The organism is Cellulomonas sp. JZ18 (genome assembly GCF_009720485.1).
Lineage (GTDB): Bacteria > Actinomycetota > Actinomycetes > Actinomycetales > Cellulomonadaceae > Cellulomonas.
The window spans coordinates 2,616,353-2,633,170 of the sequence record NZ_CP045245.1; the positions used below are offsets into that span (position 1 = coordinate 2,616,353).

Here is a 16,818-nt window from a genome sequence, read left to right on the forward strand (position 1 = left end):
ACGTCCCCCGAGACGCCCGGCGCGCGTGTGCGCCGGTCCCCTCGCGTCTACGTTGACGCCATGACCGACACGCGCGAGCGCGACGCCGTCGCACCCCCGGCCGCCCCGACGGCCAGCACGGCCCTGCTCACCGACCGCTACGAGCTGACGATGCTCCAGGCCGCCCTCGCCGACGGCACCGCCCACCGGCGCTGCGTGTTCGAGGTCTTCAGCCGCCGGCTGCCCAACGGCCGCCGGTACGGCGTGCTCGCCGGCACCGGTCGCGTGCTGGAGGCGCTCGAGACGTTCCGGTTCGGCAGGGCCGAGCTCGACTGGCTCGCGGACGAGCGCGTCGTGGACGACGCGACGCTCGAGTTCCTCGCCGGCTACCGGTTCACCGGCTCCGCCGTCGGGTACGCCGAGGGCGAGGTGTTCTTCCCGGCCTCGCCGGTGCTCGTCGTCGAGGGGACGTTCGCCGAGGCCGTGCTGCTCGAGACGCTCGTGCTGTCGGTCCTCAACTACGACTCCGCGGTCGCGTCGGCCGCGTCCCGCATGACCAGCGCCGCCGTCGACCGGCCGTGCCTCGAGATGGGCGCGCGGCGGGCGCACGAGCAGGCGGCGGTGGCCGCCGCGCGCGCGGCCGTCGTCGCGGGCTTCGCCGCCACCAGCAACCTCGAGGCGGGCCGCCGCTACGGGCTGCCGACGATCGGCACCGCCGCGCACGCGTACACGCTGCTGCACGACGACGAGCCGTCGGCGTTCGCGTCCCAGGTCGCCTCGCAGGGCACGGGGACGACGCTGCTCGTCGACACCTACGACGTGCGGCGTGGGGTGGAGAACGCGCTGGCCGCGGCGGGACCGCAGCTGGGCGCCGTCCGGCTGGACTCCGGCGACCTCGCGGTGCTCGCGCACGAGGTGCGGGCCCAGCTCGACGCGGCCGGTGCGCGGGGGACGAAGATCGTCGTCACCTCCGACCTCGACGAGCACGCGATCGCGGCGCTCGCCGTCGCGCCGGTCGACTCGTACGGCGTGGGCACCTCGCTGGTGACCGGTTCCGGGGCGCCGACGTGCGGCATGGTCTACAAGCTCGTGGCCCGCGAGGACGCGGCGGGCGTCCTGCAGCCGGTGGCGAAGGCCTCGCGCTCCAAGACGAGCCTGGGCGGGCGCAAGTCCGCGGCGCGGCGGCTGGACCGCGACGGCCGTGCGGTCGAGGAGGTGCTGGTCACCGGGCCGGAGGACGCCGTCGTCGCGTGGGCGGACGCGCAGGGCCGGGAGCCGGCGCCGGACCTGCGGCCCCTGCACGTGCCGCTCGTGGTCGAGGGCGAGGTGGTGCCGGGCACGACCGGCGCCGACGGGGTCCGCGCGGCGGCCCGGCGCCACCGCGCGTCGCGCGACGAGCTCCCGCGGGGTGCGCGGCGGCTGTCGGCGGACGAGGCCGCCGTGCCGACGGTCGAGCTCCGGCTGGGCTGACCGGGGGCGCCGCCGGGCACGACGCGGGCCGGGACGCGTGTCGCGTCCCGGCCCGGTGTCCGTGGCGGTCGGCGCAGCGGCCGACCGCGGTCCGCTCACGTCCGCGCCCGTGGGCGCCGACGGAGCGGGGCTGCTCAGATCCTCGCGCGTCCGCGACCACGGCCGACGAGGCCGAGGATCAGGCTGACGACGAGCACGATGGCGCCGATCCAGATGAGGAACTCGCCGATGCCGGCGACGCCGAGGATCAGCAGGACGACGCCGACGAGGATGAGGATGAGCCATGCGGGCATGTGGACACCTCTTTCTGGTGCCGGCGACCGTGGACGCCGGGCTCCGTGTGCGATGGCCCCGGGGGAACCCGGGTCCGCTTTGTCACGGTGAAGAGCCTGGCAGCCCCGGGGGCGTCCGGCACCTCGAACGGTCGACTTGCGGTGTCAAGACCTACTGCTATGTGGGCACGCGTCCAGCGTCCTGACCTGCGATCTCATCCCCGTCTCATTGTCCGGATGCCGAGACGGACCGGATCGCGGGCGCGTCAGCGGCGGCCGACGAACCACCCGCGGAGCATCGCGACGCGCGCCTGCAGCTGCTCCGGCGCCGCGAGCGCGACCTCGGGCCCCCCGCAGCGGCGGCGCAGCTCGGCGTGGACGGTGGCGTGCGGCTGCCCGCTGCGCCGTGCCCACGCACCGACCAGCTGCGCGAGCTCCTTGCGCAGCTCCGCCTGCTGGCGGTGGTCCATCTCCGGCGGCGGGGCCGCCTCCTGCCCGCGCGCCCGGCGGGCCCCCTGCTGGTCGGCCTGCCGCTGGCGCAGCAGCGTCGCGACCTGGTCGGCGTCGAGGAGCCCCGGCAGGCCGAGGAAGTCGAGCTCCTCCTCCGAGCCCACCTCCGCGCCCGTGCCGAACTCGCCGCCGTCGAACAGCACGCGGTCGAACGACGCCTGCGCCTCGAGCGCCTCGAACGTGCCCGCGACGCCGTCCTGGCCGACCGCGTCCGGTCCGGAGCGGTCCCGCTGGGCCTCGGCCAGCAGCGCGGCCTCGGGGTCGGCGTCGTCCTTCGTGGGCTTGTCGAGCGCGTGGTCGCGCTCGACCTCCATGGTCGAGGCGAGCTCGAGCAGCTGCGGCACGCTCGGCAGGAAGACGGTCGCCGTCTCGCCCCGGCGGCGGGCCCGCACGAAGCGTCCGACGGCCTGCGCGAAGAACAGCGGCGTCGCCGTGCTCGTCGCGTAGACGCCCACCGCGAGCCGCGGCACGTCGACGCCCTCGGAGACCATGCGGACCGCGACGAGCCAGCGCGAGTCGCCCGCGGCGAACTCCTCGATGCGGTCGCTCGCGCCGTCGTCGTCGGACAGGACGACGGTCGGCGACTCCCCCGTGATCCGGGCGATGTGGCCCGCGTAGGCGCGCGCGTCCGTCTGGTCCGTCGCGATGATCATCGCGCCGGCGTCCGGCACGGTCCGGCGGACCTCCGTGAGGCGGCGGTCCGCGGCGGTGATCACCGAGGGGATCCACTCGCCGTTCGGGTCGAGCGCGGTGCGCCACGCCTGCGCGGTCATGTCCTTGGTCAGCGGCTCGCCGAGCCGCGCGGCGACCTCGTCGCCCGCGCGGGTGCGCCAGCGCATGGACCCCGAGTACGACATGAACAGCACGGGGCGCACGACGTGGTCGCGCAGCGCGTCGCCGTAGCCGTAGGTGTAGTCCGCGAGCGAGCGGCGGATGCCCTGCGCGTCGGGCGCGTAGGTGACGAACGGGATGGGCGCGGTGTCCGAGCGGAACGGGGTGCCGGTCAGGGCGAGCCGGCGCGTGGCGCCCTCGAACGCCTCGCGCACCGCGTCGCCCCACGACAGGGCGTCACCGCCGTGGTGCACCTCGTCGAGGATGACGAGGGTGCGCTCCGCGCCGGTGCGGGCGGCGTGCAGGGCCGGCTTGCTCGCGACCTGCGCGTACGTGACGGCGACGCCGTCGTACCCGGCGCCGTGCCGCCCCTGCGCGTTGCTGAACCGCGGGTCCAGCCGGATGCCGACGCGGGCGGCGGCGTCCGCCCACTGCTTCTTCAGGTGCTCGGTCGGCGCGACCACGGTGACGCGACGCACGACCCGCGCCTCGAGCAGCTCGGTCGCGATCCGCAGAGCGAACGTCGTCTTGCCCGCGCCGGGCGTGGCCACCGCGAGGAAGTCGCGCGGCGACCGCTCGCGGTACAGCTCGAGCGCCTCCGCCTGCCAGGCCCGCAGGCTCCCCGCAGCGCCCCACGGCGCACGCGCCGGGAAGGCCGGCGGCAGCTGCGACGCGGCCGACGACGAGGGGTGCTGCGGGGTGTGGGTGACGGCGGGGCGGCGTCCGGCGCTCACGCGCCGCCCGAGCCGGAGCCCTTGCCCCGCCCGAAGCCGAAGAAGCCGCGGCCCCCACCGCCGCCCGAGCCGGAGTCGCCCTCGCCGTCCTGCGGCTCGCGCAGACCCTCGTAGATCTCCTTGCAGACCGGGCAGACCGGGAACTTGTTCGGGTCGCGACCGGGCACCCACACCTTCCCGCACAGCGCGATCACGGGCCGGCCGGTCATGGCCGACTCCATGATCTTCTCCTTGCGCACGTAGTGCGCGAAGCGCTCGTGGTCGCCCGGCTCGACCTGCTCGGTCGTCTCCTCGCGCTCGAGGACCGAGGTCGCCCCGCGGGCGTCCGGGCCGAACGGGTCGTCAGGACCGGTGGGCGGCGGGGTGGGGTCGCTCATGGCCTCCATCGTACGTGCCGGGTCGGACACCTCCGGGGGCACCCAGGCGCGCGTGGCGGTTGACGCGCACCACAACTGTGTATCAATGTTTTGCCACATTGACACAGGAGGTCCGATGTCGCACTACCTGCTGCTCGTGCTCGTCGCCCTGCTCGGGCTGGGCCTGGCGCTCGCCGTCGCGGCGGGCCTCGCGGCCGCGACGCGGGCGCCGGCGGCACCTCCGGGCGCCGTCGACGTCCACGCCGCGCCCGCCGCGCACCGCCGCGCACGCCGCCACGCCGGCGTGGTGACGACGCTCGCGTGGGGGCCATGCTGCTGGTGACGCTCGCAGCGCCCGCCCTCGCCGCACCCGGGCCCCGCCAGGGGCTCCTCCTGGGCGCCGTCCCCGCCGCCGCCGGCCTCGCGTTCCTCCTCGTGGCCGCGGTGGGCGAGCGCACGTGGCCACGACCCGACGGGGCGATCCGGAGAGCACCGCTGCGGCCCCGGCGCGTGCGCGACGTCGCACCGCGAGCCCTCCGCCGGCTGACGTGGGGCTGGACGGGCGGGCTCGCCCTCGCGACGCTCGTGCTCGGCCTGACGGCGGCGCCGGACGGCAGGTCCGTCGCGCTGCGGCTCTCGCCGGACGCCACGTCCGGTGCGGGACCGTACCCCGGCTGGGCGTACGGTCTGCCCCTGACCGCCGCGGCACTCGTCGTGCTCGCCGCCGCCGAGGGCGTGCTGCGCCTCGTCACCGCGCGGCCCGTGGTCGCCGCCACGACCGACGAGGACGACGCCCGGCTGCGGCGGGCGTCCGCCGGGCGCGCCCTCGCCGGGACGCAGCTCGTCCTCGGCGGCACGCTCGCCGGCGTCCTCGGTGTCGCCGGCGGGACGCTGCGCGTCGTCGCCACGCCGTGGCCGTCCGTCGTGGACGGCGTCGAGACGTGGCACGGCGCGCCGGCGGTGGTCGCGGCGGGCACCGCGGTCCTGGTGGCCGGCGCGGCGGTCGGGGTCGTGGCGCTCGTCGTCGCCGCGATCGCGCTGCACCGTGCCGCCCGGGACGCCGCCGCGCCCGTCGTCCCCCTCCCCACGGCGCCGTGAGCGCGCGGCTCGAGGTCGACCTCGACTCCGGGGTCCCGGTCTACGAGCAGGTGCGGGCGCAGGTCGTGGCGCACGTCGCGGCCGGACGGCTGCGTCCCGGGGACCGGCTGCCGACGATCCGCGCGCTCGCCACGGACCTCGGCGTGGCGCCCGGCACCGTCGCGCGCGCCTTCCGGGAGCTGGAGGCGGCCGGCGTCGTCGTGACCCGCCGGCGCGCGGGCACGGTCGTGGCCGCCGGTGTCGTGCCGGCCGACGCCGCGCCGCGCGCCGCGGCCGTCGCCTACGCCGAGGCGGCCCGGGCGGCGGGCCTGAGCCCGCACGAGGCGCTCGACCTCGTGCGCGGCGTCCTGCTGGCCCCCTGACCGGCGCCGGGCACGGCCCTGCAGCACCCGCCCTGCAGCACCCGCCCTACAGCCCCTGCCACGACGGCTTCGACGCCCACGTCTCCCGGTAGTAGCCCGCGAGCTGCAGCCGGCTCGCCGCCGGCTCGTCCACCAGCACCGACACGTGCGGGTGCATCTGCAGCACGGTCGCCGGCCACATCGCGCTGACCGGCCCCTCGACGAGCTGGTGCACCGCCTCGGCCTTGCCGCGCCCGTGCGCGACGAGCACGAGGTGCCGCGCCGACATGATCGTCGCGAGCCCCTGGGTGAGGCAGTGGGTGGGCACCGCGTCGACGTCACCGCCGAAGAACCGGGCGTTGTCCTCGCGCGTCTGGCGGGTGAGCGTCTTGACGCGCGTGCGCGAGGCGAGGGACGAGCCGGGCTCGTTGAACGCGACGTGGCCGTCCGTGCCGATGCCGAGCAGCTGCAGGTCCACCCCGCCGGCGTCGGCGATCGCGCGCTCGTAGGCGGCGCACGCGCCCGCGACGTCGTCGGCGAGCCCGTCGGGCCCGAGCACGGCCGCGGGGTCGAGGTCGACGCGGGACACCAGCTCGCGCTCGATGACGGTGCGGTACCGCTCGGGGTGGTCGGCCGGCAGGCCGACGTACTCGTCCAGGAGGAACGCGCGGGCGCGCGCGAACGACAGCCCCTCCTCGGCGTGCCGGCGCGCGAGCTCGTCGTACACCGGCAGCGGGCTGGACCCGGTGGCGAGCCCCAGCACCGCGGTCGGCCGCGCCGCGAGCAGCCGCTGCACCGCGTCGGCCGCGAGCCGCGCGAGCTCCGGCACGGGCGCGATCACGACCTCCATCAGACCACCTCCCCCGCCCGACCAGCGCAGCACCGACCGCGCCGACCGGCACGTCGGGGGGCGCGAGCCGCACGCGGTCCGCGAGCCGCAGCGACGCGAGGAACGGCGAGGCCGCCGCGTCCGCGTCCAGCGCCGCCCGCACGGCCACGAGCAGCGGCTCCCCCACACCGGCGACCCCGCCGCCGACGACGACGCGGTCGACGTCGCACGTGAGGACCAGCACGCGCACGCACGCGCCGACGGCCCAGGCGTACCGGTCGCGCACCGCCACGGCCTCGGGGTCGCCCGCCGCCGCGGCCTCGAACAGCACGGCCGGTGCGGGGCGGGCGTCCGGGGACGGCCACGCGGCGTCGAGCGCGCTGCCCGACGCGTACTGCTCCGCGCACCCGCGCTGCCCGCACGTGCACGGCAGCCCGTCGGGCACGAGCGTGAGGTGGCCGATCTCCCCCGCGGCGCGGTGCGTCCCGCGCCGCAGCCGCCCGCCGAGCAGCAGGCCCGCGGCCACACCCGTGCCGAGCGCCAGGAACGCGAGGTCGCGCGCGTCGCCGGGGTGGTCGGGCTCCGGCACGGCGTGCGCGGCGCCCAGCACGGCTGCATTGAGGTCGTTCTCGACGCGCACCGGCGTACGGGCGCCCAGCACGGCGGACGCGGCGGCGGCGAGCGCGAACGGGGCCGCGACGCCGACGTTCACCGCGTGCTCCACGGTGCCGGTCACGGGGTCGACGACCCCGGGGACCCCGACGCCGACGCCCGCGAGCCGCTCGAGCGGCAGCCCGTGCGCGACCGCGAGCGAGCGCGCCGCGGTGGTGACGCCGTCCAGCAGGCCGTCGGGGCCCGGCACGGTGCGCGACCGGTGCGTGCGCACGACGCGACCGTCGGGGTCGAGCAGCACCGCGAGGACCTTCGTGCCGCCGACGTCGACGCCGACGGACCAGCCCGGTGCGCGGGCCGCCCGGGCGTCCGCGCGCACGCCGTCGGGGGCGTCGACGGGGAGCGTGGCGCGCACGGCGGGCGACCCCGCGGCGCCGAGGGTGGTGGTGTCCATCGCTCAGCCCTTGACCGCTCCGGACACGAGCCCGCCGGTCATCCGCCCCTGCACGATCAGGAAGAAGACGATGACGGGCACCGCGACGAGCACCGAGCCGGCCATGAGCGCACCCCAGTCCGTCGCCCGCGTCGCCTGCTGGAACGTGCGCAGCCACACCGGCAGGGTCATCTGCTCGGGCCGCGTCATGATGATCAGCGCCATCATGAACTCGTTCCACGCCTGCAGGAACGCGAACACGCCCGTGGAGACCAGGCCCGGTGCGAGCAGCGGGAACGTCACGCGCCAGAACGCGCGGCCGCGCGAGCAGCCGTCGATCATCGCGGCCTCCTCGAGCTCGACCGGCACGCCGTTGACGAAGCCGCGCAGCGTCCACAGCGTGAACGGCAGCACGCCGGCCAGGTAGACGATCCCCAGCCCCACCACGGTGTTGAGCAGCCGCCACCCGTCGACGAGCTGGAAGATGCTGATCATCATCGCCTCGCCCGGGATCATCTGGACGACGAGGATCGACAGCACGAACGCACGGCGTCCCCGGAAGCGGAACCGGGTCACGGCCAGGGCCCCGGCGAACGCGAACAGCATGGACGCGACGAGCACGAGGAACGTCACGGTCAGCGACGTCCCGAGCGCGGGCAGGAACGGCGCGCGCACCTGGTCGAAGATCGCCGTCTCGTAGTTGCGCAGCGTGAACTGGTCCGGCCAGAAGTGCACGCGCGGGCCGATGATCTCGTTCGTCGGCAGCAGCGACGTGTTGACCATCCAGTAGACGGGGAACGCGAACGCGGCGGCCACGAGCACGGCGACGAGACCCCAGCCCCACGACGACACCCGGCGACGGCGCGAGCGGCGGCGCGGGGCGACGACGGCGGGCACGGCCACGGGACGCGCGTCCGCGCTGACGGCCGGCGCGGCGCCGGCGGCGGCGATGCTCACAGCTCCTCCTCCTTGATGGTCGCGCGCACGTAGTAGGCGGAGATCGCGAGCATGATCACGGTGAACACGACGGCGATGGCGCTCGCGGCCCCGTAGTGGCCCTGCGCCATGCCCATCTCGTAGATGTAGACGCCCAGCGTGCTGGTCTGGGACTTGACCCCGCCGATGCCCTGCAGCACGAAGATCTGCGTGAACACCTTCAGGTCCCAGATCATCGAGAGCACGATCAGCACGGTGTAGATGGCGCGCACGTAGGGCACCTGGATGCGGAAGAAGCGCTTGCGGGCCCCGGCGCCGTCGATCTGCGCGGCCTCGAGCACCTCGTGCGGGACCTGGGTGAGGCCCGCGTACAGCGTGAAGGCGACGAACGGGATGGCACCCCACACGATGACGAGCGTGGCGACCGCGAAGAACTGCAGCGGCTCGATGAGCCACGGGTGCCCCATCCAGCTCTCGCCGGTCAGGGCCGTGAGCGCGTGGTTCACGACGCCGTAGCGGGTGTCGAACATCCACCCCCACACGAGCATCGCCGCCAGGGGCGGCATGGCCCACGCGAGCAGCAGCCCGACCGACAGCACGAGCCGCATGACGCGCCCGAGCCGCATGAGCAGCAGCGCGACGAGGGTGCCGAGCGTGATGGTCAGGACGACGCAGGCGACCATGAGGCCGAAGCTGCGCAGCGTGACGGTCCAGAAGCGGGGGTCGGTGAGGGTGTCGACGTAGTTCTGCACGCCGACCCACGGCGCCGGCACGCCCATGAGCTGGGCCCGCTCGTACTCGTGGAACGACAGCCACACCATCCGCACCAGCGGCCAGCCGGTCACGACCAGCAGCGCGGCGAGGCTCGGGGCCAGCAGGAGCCACGGCAGGAGCCGGGCCGGGGTGACCGCGCGCGAGGCGCGGGGGCCGGTGCCGCCGACGGCGGTGCGGCCGGGAGCGTCGTGGAGCTCATGGGGGTCCTTCCCGCCGGCGCCGGGCCCCACCCCGCGTGGGGCGGGACCCGGCGCACGCGATCAGCCGTTGAGGATCGACTCGATGGTGCTGTCGAGCTCCTCGGCGACGGTCGGGACGTCCTCGCCCTGCGCGATGCGCACGAGCGCGTCCTGGATCACCTTCTGCGCCTCCACGTCGCCCCACCGCGGCGTGGCCGGGGTCAGCCGGGCGTTCGCCGCGGCGGCCGCCGCGGCGGCCGTGATCTCGTCGTCCGGCAGGGCGTCGGCGAGCGACACCTTGGCGGGGATGAGGCCGTTCTCGGCGAGGATCGTCTGGTACTCGTCCGAGAGCATGATCGTCAGGGCCTTCTTCGCCAGGTCGGGGTTCGCCGACTTGGCCGCGACCGCGACGTTGGACCCGCCGGCGAACACCTGCGCCGCACCGCCGTCCTTGCCGGGAAGCGGGAAGGCGTGCAGGTCCGCGCCGTAGGTCTCGGGGCAGCCCGGGACGTCGGCGTCGGCCTCCGCGAGGATCGACCACTTGAGCCAGCTCGGCGCCGAGAGGAACGTCGTCGTCCCCTCGCAGAACGGCACCTGCAGGTTCGTCTCGTCGCCGTCCTTCGGCGCGCGCGAGGCGTTGAGGAACAGGTCCTGGACCTGCTGCAGGCCCGCGATGCCGCCCTCGGAGGAGAAGCCGGCCTTCCACTCCTCGCCCTCCTGCTCGGCGACGAACCCGCCGTTCTCCCAGACGAAGGGCAGCATGTTGTACCAGTCCTGGCCGGGGAACCAGACGCCCGAGTGGGTGTCCGTCGTGGCGGCCTTCGCGGCGGCGACGTACTCGTCGAGCGTCGTCGGGACCGGCTGGTCCCCGAGGATCTGCTGGCTGTAGAAGACCACGCGCGAGCCGGCGTAGTACGGGGCCGCGTAGAACGTGCCGTCCCACGTGCCGGACTCGACGAACCCGGGCAGCAGGTCGTCGCCGCCGAGCTCCTCGGCGATGTCGTCGAGCGGGGCGAAGAAGCCGGACGAGGTGAACGTCGGCGCCTGCGTGTTGCCGACCTCGACGACGTCCGGGCTGTCGGAGCCGGACAGCGACGTCGTCAGCTTGTCGACGAGGCCGTCCCAGGCCTGCTCCTGCACGACGAGCGTGGAGCCCGGGTTCTGCTCCTCGAACGTCTCCTTGAGGTAGGTGCGCGCCTCGTCGGGCGTGTCGGTGCCGACGAGCCAGACGCGGATCTCGGCCCCCTCCGAGCCCGCGTCGGTACCGCCGGAGCCGGCCGAGCCGGACGAGCACGCCGTCAGCGCGAGCGCCGCCGCGAGGCCGACGGCCGCGAAACGTAGGATCTTCACGTTGGAGTTCCTCCCATGAGCGAGGCGGTCGTCACGCCGACGACGCCGGGGGTAGCTGCCGACCTGATGACGGTCGGTCCGGGGTCGTCACGTGGCCCCGGGCCGGCCTGTCAGCGCGGGACCGTCACGTGATCCCGAGCTGACCGGACAGGACGAGCACGGCGGCGCCGGCGAGCGCCGCGTCCTCGTCGAGGGTGGCCGCGCGCAGCCGCAGGCCCTGCCCGATGACGGGCATGGTGCGGTCGCGCACGGTCGTGAGCGCCGCCTCGCGCAGGGGTCCGTCCAGCAGCTCCGGCGGACCGGAGAGCAGGACCTCGGCGAGGTCGAGCGCGCTGACGACGGGTGCCAGGGCGCGCCCGAGCATCCGTCCGACCGACGCCAGCGCGGCGTCGGAGTCCTGAGGGGAGAGGCCGGCGACGCGGCGGCGCAGGGCCGGGGCGCTGAGGACGGTCTCGAGGCAGCCGGTGCGGCCGCACGCGCACGCCTGGGCGTCCTCGCCGGGGGTGTCCGCGTCGACGACCGTGACGTGGCCGATCTCCCCGGCCGCGTGGCCGCGCCCGCGCACGAGCGCACCGTCGACGAGGAGGCCGGCGCCGACGCCCTGGCCGACCGTGAGGATCATGGTGCTGGGGTCGGCGGCGCCGAACGTGTACTCCCCCAGGGCGCGCGTGTTCGCGTCGTTGGCGACGTGGACCGGCACGCCCAGGGCGGCGGTGAGCCCGGACGCGAGCGGGACGTCGTACCAGCCGCGGTTCGGCGCCTGCAGGACGACCCCCGCCTCGTCGATGACGCCGGGCGAGGCGATGCCGACGCCGACGACCGGCCGCGCGGTGGCCGCGAGGAGCCGGCGGCACACGTCCTCGACCAGGTCGACGGCGGCCGTGCCCGTGGTGCCGGCGGTGGGCTCGTGCACGCGCGTGACGACCTCGCCGTCGAGCGTCATGACCGCCCCGAGCACGGTCGCGTCGTCGGTGAGGTCGACGGCCACGACGTGGTGCTCGGCCGACCGCAGGCCGACGAGCGTCGCCGGCTTGCCGACCCGTCCCTCCGACCGCACGCCGAGCTCCGCGACGAGCCCCTCCCCGAGGAGCGCCGCGACGAGGTCCGAGACCGTGACGCGCGTCAGCCCCGTGCTCCGCGCGATGTCGGCGCGCGACGAGGGCCCCTCGTGGAACAGGTGCCCGAGGACGAGCGACCGGTTGTGCGCGCGGGCGTGCTCGGGGAGCACCTTGGTGGTGGGGCGCAGCCCCCGGCGCACCGGGTTGGCCGCACTGCCGCCGGGCCGCGTCGTCGTGGTCACGTTTGTTAGTAGACCTTCCTTACAAAAGCGCGTCAAGGAGGTGTCGTGACCGTGATCACATCGTGACCGCTGGTTCACAAGGCCGTAGCACCCCGGCGACGCCCGGCGCGGACGCACCGCACGACGACCCCGGCCCGCGGCCGTCCGACGCGGTCAGCCGGCGCGGAGGGCGGCCAGCCACCCGCGGGCGCCGCGGTGCTCCACCGACAGCGTCGCGCAGCGCACCCCCTCGGCGAGCGCGACGAGCGGCGTGGCGCCGCGCACGAGGGCCGCCGCCATGGCGCCGTGCAGCACGTCCCCCGCGCCGAGCGTGTCGACCACGGCACCGGGCAGCAGGTGCGCCGGGCGCACCGACGTCCGGTGCACGGACGACGCGCGCACCTCGCGCACGCGGACGGCCCCGGCACCGGCCGAGCGGGCCACGAAGTGCGGGCCGTGCGCGGCGACGGCGTCCAGCAGCGCGTCGACGTCCTCCGGGCGCGCCGGGGCGGCCGGGGCGGACGGCGGCCGGAAGTCGGCGGACAGCACCGCGAGGTCGACGAGCCCGAGCAGCGCCTCGGTCCCGGGCTTCCAGCTGCCGCCGTCGAGGAGCACCGGGACGCCGGCCGGGCGCGCGGCGCCCGCGATCGCGGTGGCGACACCGGGCAGGTGCCCGTCGACGAGCAGGGCCCCCGCGCCGTCGAGCAGCGCGTCAACGGGGCCGTCCGCGACGACCTCGCCCGCCCGGGCGCCGTTCACGGACGCGACCGCCCGGGCACCCGTCGCCCGCGTGACGAGCACGGTCGAGACGGGCAGCACGCCGTGGCGCCCCGCGGCGAGGTCGACGACCTCCACGCCGGCCTCCACCAGCCCTGCCCGGGCCACGTCGGCGAGCGGCCCGGCGCCGAGGGCCGTCACGAGACGGGTGGGCACGCCGAGCGCGACCGCGACCGCCGCGGCGTTCGCGGCGGGGCCGCCGAACGTGACGTCCAGGTCCTCGGCGACGACCTTCTCGTCCGGCCCGGGAAGGGCCTCGACGGTCTGCTGCACGTCGAGCGTCGTCAGCCCGCAGCACACGAGCCCGCCGCTCCCCCACGCCGTCCGCATCACCCCCGATCGTCGCAGCGTCGCAGGTCACACGCACGTGCGCGTGCCCGCAGCTCTCATCGAACCGTCATACTCCGGGGTTTTGTCCGATCCGTCCGACATGGTCGACTGGTCCAGCAAGCGCTTCCCACCGAGAGGCAGTTCATGTCCCCTCCTCCTCGCGCCGTCCGTGGCGCACCGCCGTCGCCGCGGCCCTCACCGTGGCGGTCGCCGGCACGCTCGGTCTCGTCACGGCCGTGACCGCGTCGGCCGCCACGGTCGACCCGTCCGCCTGGTACGTGCTCGTCAGCCGCAAGAGCGACAAGGTCCTCGAGGTCCGCGACGGCTCGCTCGCCGCCGGCGCCGTGCTGCAACAGGGCACGCGCACCGACGCGGCCGCGCAGCAGTTCCGGTTCGTCGCGTCCGGCGACGGGCGCCACCGCCTGCAGAACCGGCAGTCCGGCAAGGTCGTCGAGGTCGCGGGCGCGTCCACGGCCGACGGCGCCGCGGTGCGCCAGGCCACCGACGCGGACGCCGCCCACCAGCAGGTGCGCCTCGTGGCGCAGTCGTCGTACGTGCGGCTCGTCCTCGAGCACTCGGACAAGGTGCTCCAGGTCGCGGGGGCGTCGAGGGCGGCGGGTGCGGCGATCACGCAGGGCACCGACGCGAAGTCGTACCACCAGCAGTGGGAGCTCGTGAAGGTCGCCACCGGCGCGCCGACCACGGCACCCACCACCTCGCCCACGGCAACCCCGCGCCCCACGTCGTCGCCCGCACCGACCGCCACGGCGACCCCGCGCCCGACGTCCTCGCCGTCGCCGACGGGCGCCCCGGGCACGTTCCCGGCGTGGCCGACCGCGACCGGCGAGCAGAAGGTCTCCGCCACGATCACGGTCTCGGGGACCCGCGACCTCGGCCTCGTGCGCTACCACGGCATCTCGTCCGGCGACCAGGGCGAGTCGCAGCCGCCGATGTTCCAGCTCGCGGACGGCGCCGTGCTGAGGAACGTCATCCTCGGCGAGGGCGCGGGCGACGGCATCCACTGCCTGGGCACCTGCACCTTGGAGAACGTGTGGTGGGAGAACGTCGGGGAGGACGCCGCGACGTTCAAGGGCACCTCGGCCTCGCAGACCATGACGGTGGTCGGCGGCGGCGCCCGCGGCGCGTCGGACAAGGTGTTCCAGCACAACGGCCCCGGCACGTTCGTCATCCGGAACTTCCAGGTGAGCGACTTCGGCAAGCTCTACCGCTCGTGCGGGAACTGCTCGAAGCAGTACGCCCGCACCGTGCGCGTCGAGGACGTGCGGGTCACCGCACCCGGCAAGTCGCTCGTCGGCATCAACTCCAACCTCGGCGACCGCGCCACCCTCACGGGCGTGACGATCGTGGGCGACCCCTCGCGGAAGATCGTCGTCTGCGAGGAGTACAAGGGCGTCACGTCGGGCGAGCCGTCGAAGGTCGGCTCCGGCCCCAGCGCCGCCTGCGGCTACAGCACCGCGTCGGTCACCTACCGCTGACGCGGTCTCACCGGACGCGGGGCGTCGCCCCGGCGGCGCCCCGCGTCCGGGGTCGGGCCCGGTCGACGAGCGACCACGTCGTCGCGCCGAGCACGGCCGCGGCCAGCAGCACCGACGGCCACGGTCCCAGCACGTCGGCCGCCACGTGCGCGAGGACGAACGCGGCGAGGGCGACCACGAGCACGACCACCGCGGCGACGGCCCCCGCGCGCCCGACCGCACGCCACGCGCACCACGCGCCGCCGCCCAGCAGCACCGCCCCGCCGAGCGCCCGCACGCCCGTGCCCTGCGCGAGCGCGAAGCCGAGGACGAGGGTCGCGGCGGCGACGGGCCAGACGGGCAGGCGGCTCATGCGGCCACTGTAGGCACGCGCGGCCGGACGTCCCGTGCGACCGGGCGCACGGCGTCACTACGGTGGGCGGTGGCCGCCCGTCGCCCGCGCCGCGGCGCGCGCCGGCCCTCGCACGTCCGACCCACCCACCGGAGGCTCCCGTGCCCACGCCGCCCATCGACCCGACGACCACGAGCGCCTGGCAGGCCCTCTCGGAGCACGAGAGCACCCTCCGCCCGGACCTGCGCGGCTGGTTCGCCGCCGACCCGGAGCGCGCGAGCCGCCTCACGTTCGGGCTCGCGGACCTCACCGTCGACCTGTCGAAGAACCTCGTCACCGACGAGACGCTGGCCCTGCTCGTGCGCCTCGGCGAGGAGGTGCACCTGGCCGACCGCTTCGCCGCCATGCTCGCGGGCGAGCACATCAACGTGACCGAGGACCGCGCGGTGCTGCACACGGCGCTGCGCCGCCCGGCGGACGCCGAGCCGCCGCTCGTCGTGGACGGCCAGCAGGTCGACGACGACGTGCAGGAGGTGCTCGGCCGGGTGTCCGCGTTCGCCGAGCAGGTGCGCTCGGGCGAGTGGACGGGGGTGACGGGCGAGCGCGTGCGCACCGTCGTGAACATCGGGATCGGCGGGTCCGACCTCGGCCCGGTGATGGTCTACGAGGCGCTCGAGCCGTACGTGCAGGACGGCCTCGAGGTGCGGTTCGTGTCGAACATCGACCCGACCGACATGGCCCAGAAGACGGCGGACCTCGACCCGGCGACGACGCTGTTCATCGTGGCGTCGAAGACGTTCACGACGCTGGAGACGCTGACGAACGCGCGCCTGGCACGGCAGTGGCTGTGGGAGCGGCTCGCCGCCGCCGGGCACCTGGAGGACTCCGACGACGCGCGCCGCGAGGCCGTGGCGAAGCACTTCGTGGCCGTGTCGACCGCGCTCGACAAGGTCGCGGACTTCGGCATCGACCCTGCGAACGCGTTCGGCTTCTGGGACTGGGTCGGCGGGCGCTACTCGGTCGACTCGGCGATCGGCACGTCGCTCGCGATCGCGATCGGGCCCGACGCGTTCGGCGAGCTGCTCGAGGGCTTCCACGCGGTGGACGAGCACACCCGCACCGCTCCCCTGGCGCAGAACGTGCCCTTCCTCATGGGCCTGCTCAACGTCTGGTACGTCAACTTCCTCGGTGCCCACACGCACGCCGTGCTGCCGTACGCGCAGCAGCTGCACCGCTTCCCGGCCTACCTGCAGCAGCTCACCATGGAGTCGAACGGCAAGTCCGTCCGCTGGGACGGCACGCCGGTCACCACGCAGACCGGCGAGGTGTTCTGGGGCGAGCCCGGCACCAACGGCCAGCACGCGTTCTACCAGCTCATCCACCAGGGCACGCGCCTCATCCCGGCGGACTTCATCGCGGTCGCGAACCCGGCGTACCCGCTGCGCGACGGCGACACCGACGTGCACGGCCTGTTCCTCGCGAACTTCTTCGCGCAGACCAAGGCGCTCGCGTTCGGCAAGACCGCCGACGAGGTGCGCGCCGAGGGCACGGCCGAGGAGATCGTCCCGGCGCGCGTGTTCTCCGGGAACCGGCCGACGACGTCGATCCTCGCGCCGGCGCTGACGCCGTCGGTCGTGGGCCAGCTCATCGCGCTGTACGAGCACATCACGTTCGCGCAGGGCGTCGTCTGGGGCATCGACTCGTTCGACCAGTGGGGCGTCGAGCTCGGCAAGAAGCTCGCCCTCGAGATCGCCCCCGCCGTGCAGGGCGACGCGGCGGCGCTGGAGGCGCAGGACCCGTCCACCCGCGGGCTCATCGCGCGCTACCTCGAGCTGCGCCGCTGACCCGCCGGAGCACGGACACCGACGGCGCCGTCCCCCAGGGGGCGGCGCCGTCGGCGT

16 protein-coding genes and 1 pseudogene are annotated in these 16,818 nt (G+C 75.4%); 6 read left to right on the top strand and 11 right to left on the bottom strand.

The window, feature by feature from the left end; genetic code table 11:
* The first annotated feature begins 60 nt into the window (after nucleotides 1–60).
* Nucleotides 61–1,449 carry a nicotinate phosphoribosyltransferase gene (locus GC089_RS11875; protein ID WP_155377839.1) on the top strand — a complete coding sequence of 463 codons (1,389 nt, stop codon included), beginning with the start codon at nucleotides 61–63 and terminating at the stop codon, nucleotides 1,447–1,449.
* Between the two features lie 134 nt (nucleotides 1,450–1,583).
* Here GC089_RS11875 and GC089_RS18450 read toward each other — a convergent pair whose 3' ends face one another.
* The 3 genes from GC089_RS18450 to GC089_RS11885 form a co-directional block, all read right to left on the bottom strand.
* The gene (locus GC089_RS18450; RefSeq protein WP_168800592.1) at nucleotides 1,584–1,742 is read right to left on the bottom strand and encodes a hypothetical protein; all 159 of its coding nucleotides are present in this window, start codon (nucleotides 1,740–1,742) and stop codon (nucleotides 1,584–1,586) included.
* A gap of 245 nt (nucleotides 1,743–1,987) precedes the next feature.
* Nucleotides 1,988–3,796 carry a DEAD/DEAH box helicase gene (locus GC089_RS11880; RefSeq protein ID WP_155377840.1) on the bottom strand — a complete coding sequence of 603 codons (1,809 nt, stop codon included), beginning with the start codon at nucleotides 3,794–3,796 and terminating at the stop codon, nucleotides 1,988–1,990.
* On the bottom strand, nucleotides 3,793–4,173 hold the full coding sequence (locus tag GC089_RS11885) for a DUF3039 domain-containing protein (protein ID WP_155377841.1): 381 nt from the start codon (nucleotides 4,171–4,173) through the stop codon (nucleotides 3,793–3,795). Before GC089_RS11885 ends, GC089_RS11880 begins: the two co-directional genes overlap by 4 nt.
* Nucleotides 4,174–4,288: 115 nt before the next feature.
* Here GC089_RS11885 and GC089_RS11890 point away from each other — a divergent pair, with 115 nt between their 5' ends.
* From GC089_RS11890 to GC089_RS11900, 3 genes are read left to right on the top strand one after another with little or no spacing between them, the layout of a single operon-like run.
* Nucleotides 4,289–4,495 carry a hypothetical protein gene (locus GC089_RS11890; RefSeq protein WP_155377842.1) on the top strand — a complete coding sequence of 69 codons (207 nt, stop codon included), beginning with the start codon at nucleotides 4,289–4,291 and terminating at the stop codon, nucleotides 4,493–4,495.
* Complete coding sequence (locus tag GC089_RS11895) at nucleotides 4,483–5,250, top strand: hypothetical protein (RefSeq protein WP_155377843.1); 768 nt, start codon at nucleotides 4,483–4,485, stop codon at nucleotides 5,248–5,250. Before GC089_RS11890 ends, GC089_RS11895 begins: the two co-directional genes overlap by 13 nt.
* Nucleotides 5,247–5,612, top strand: coding sequence for a GntR family transcriptional regulator (locus GC089_RS11900; RefSeq protein ID WP_155377844.1), 366 nt, complete (start codon nucleotides 5,247–5,249; stop codon nucleotides 5,610–5,612). The genes GC089_RS11895 and GC089_RS11900 overlap by 4 nt, the downstream gene beginning before the upstream one ends.
* A 46-nt stretch (nucleotides 5,613–5,658) precedes the next feature.
* Here GC089_RS11900 and nagB read toward each other — a convergent pair whose 3' ends face one another.
* From nagB to GC089_RS11935, 7 genes and pseudogenes are all read right to left on the bottom strand, one after another.
* Nucleotides 5,659–6,441, bottom strand: coding sequence for a glucosamine-6-phosphate deaminase (nagB, locus tag GC089_RS11905; protein WP_155377845.1), 783 nt, complete (start codon nucleotides 6,439–6,441; stop codon nucleotides 5,659–5,661).
* A 136-nt stretch (nucleotides 6,442–6,577) separates the two neighbouring features.
* Nucleotides 6,578–7,486 (bottom strand): annotated as a pseudogene (locus GC089_RS11910) (ROK family protein); the annotation flags it as partial.
* A gap of 3 nt (nucleotides 7,487–7,489) precedes the next feature.
* Nucleotides 7,490–8,422: a carbohydrate ABC transporter permease gene (locus tag GC089_RS11915; protein WP_370513995.1), complete on the bottom strand. Its 933-nt coding sequence runs from the start codon at nucleotides 8,420–8,422 to the stop codon at nucleotides 7,490–7,492.
* On the bottom strand, nucleotides 8,419–9,405 hold the full coding sequence (locus tag GC089_RS11920; RefSeq protein WP_230684770.1) for a carbohydrate ABC transporter permease: 987 nt from the start codon (nucleotides 9,403–9,405) through the stop codon (nucleotides 8,419–8,421). Before GC089_RS11920 ends, GC089_RS11915 begins: the two co-directional genes overlap by 4 nt.
* Before the next feature lie 30 nt (nucleotides 9,406–9,435).
* The gene (locus tag GC089_RS11925) at nucleotides 9,436–10,704 is read right to left on the bottom strand and encodes an extracellular solute-binding protein (protein WP_155377846.1); all 1,269 of its coding nucleotides are present in this window, start codon (nucleotides 10,702–10,704) and stop codon (nucleotides 9,436–9,438) included.
* A 124-nt stretch (nucleotides 10,705–10,828) separates the two neighbouring features.
* Nucleotides 10,829–12,004, bottom strand: a complete 1,176-nt coding sequence (locus tag GC089_RS11930; RefSeq protein WP_155377847.1) for an ROK family transcriptional regulator — start codon at nucleotides 12,002–12,004, stop codon at nucleotides 10,829–10,831.
* A 153-nt stretch (nucleotides 12,005–12,157) separates the two neighbouring features.
* Nucleotides 12,158–13,090 (bottom strand): PfkB family carbohydrate kinase, encoded by a 933-nt coding sequence (locus tag GC089_RS11935; protein ID WP_155377848.1) that lies wholly within the window; start codon nucleotides 13,088–13,090, stop codon nucleotides 12,158–12,160.
* Nucleotides 13,091–13,326: 236 nt separating this feature from the next.
* On the opposite strand from GC089_RS11935, the gene GC089_RS11940 reads away from it, so the two are divergent.
* Entirely contained in the window at nucleotides 13,327–14,586 is a 1,260-nt protein-coding gene (locus tag GC089_RS11940; RefSeq protein ID WP_230684771.1) for a pectate lyase, read from the top strand.
* 7 nt (nucleotides 14,587–14,593) lie between these two features.
* Here GC089_RS11940 and GC089_RS11945 read toward each other — a convergent pair whose 3' ends face one another.
* Entirely contained in the window at nucleotides 14,594–14,938 is a 345-nt protein-coding gene (locus GC089_RS11945; RefSeq protein WP_155377850.1) for a hypothetical protein, read from the bottom strand.
* A 140-nt stretch (nucleotides 14,939–15,078) separates the two neighbouring features.
* On the opposite strand from GC089_RS11945, the gene pgi reads away from it, so the two are divergent.
* Nucleotides 15,079–16,761: a glucose-6-phosphate isomerase gene (gene pgi / locus GC089_RS11950; protein WP_155377851.1), complete on the top strand. Its 1,683-nt coding sequence runs from the start codon at nucleotides 15,079–15,081 to the stop codon at nucleotides 16,759–16,761.
* The last annotated feature ends 57 nt before the right edge of the window (nucleotides 16,762–16,818 follow it).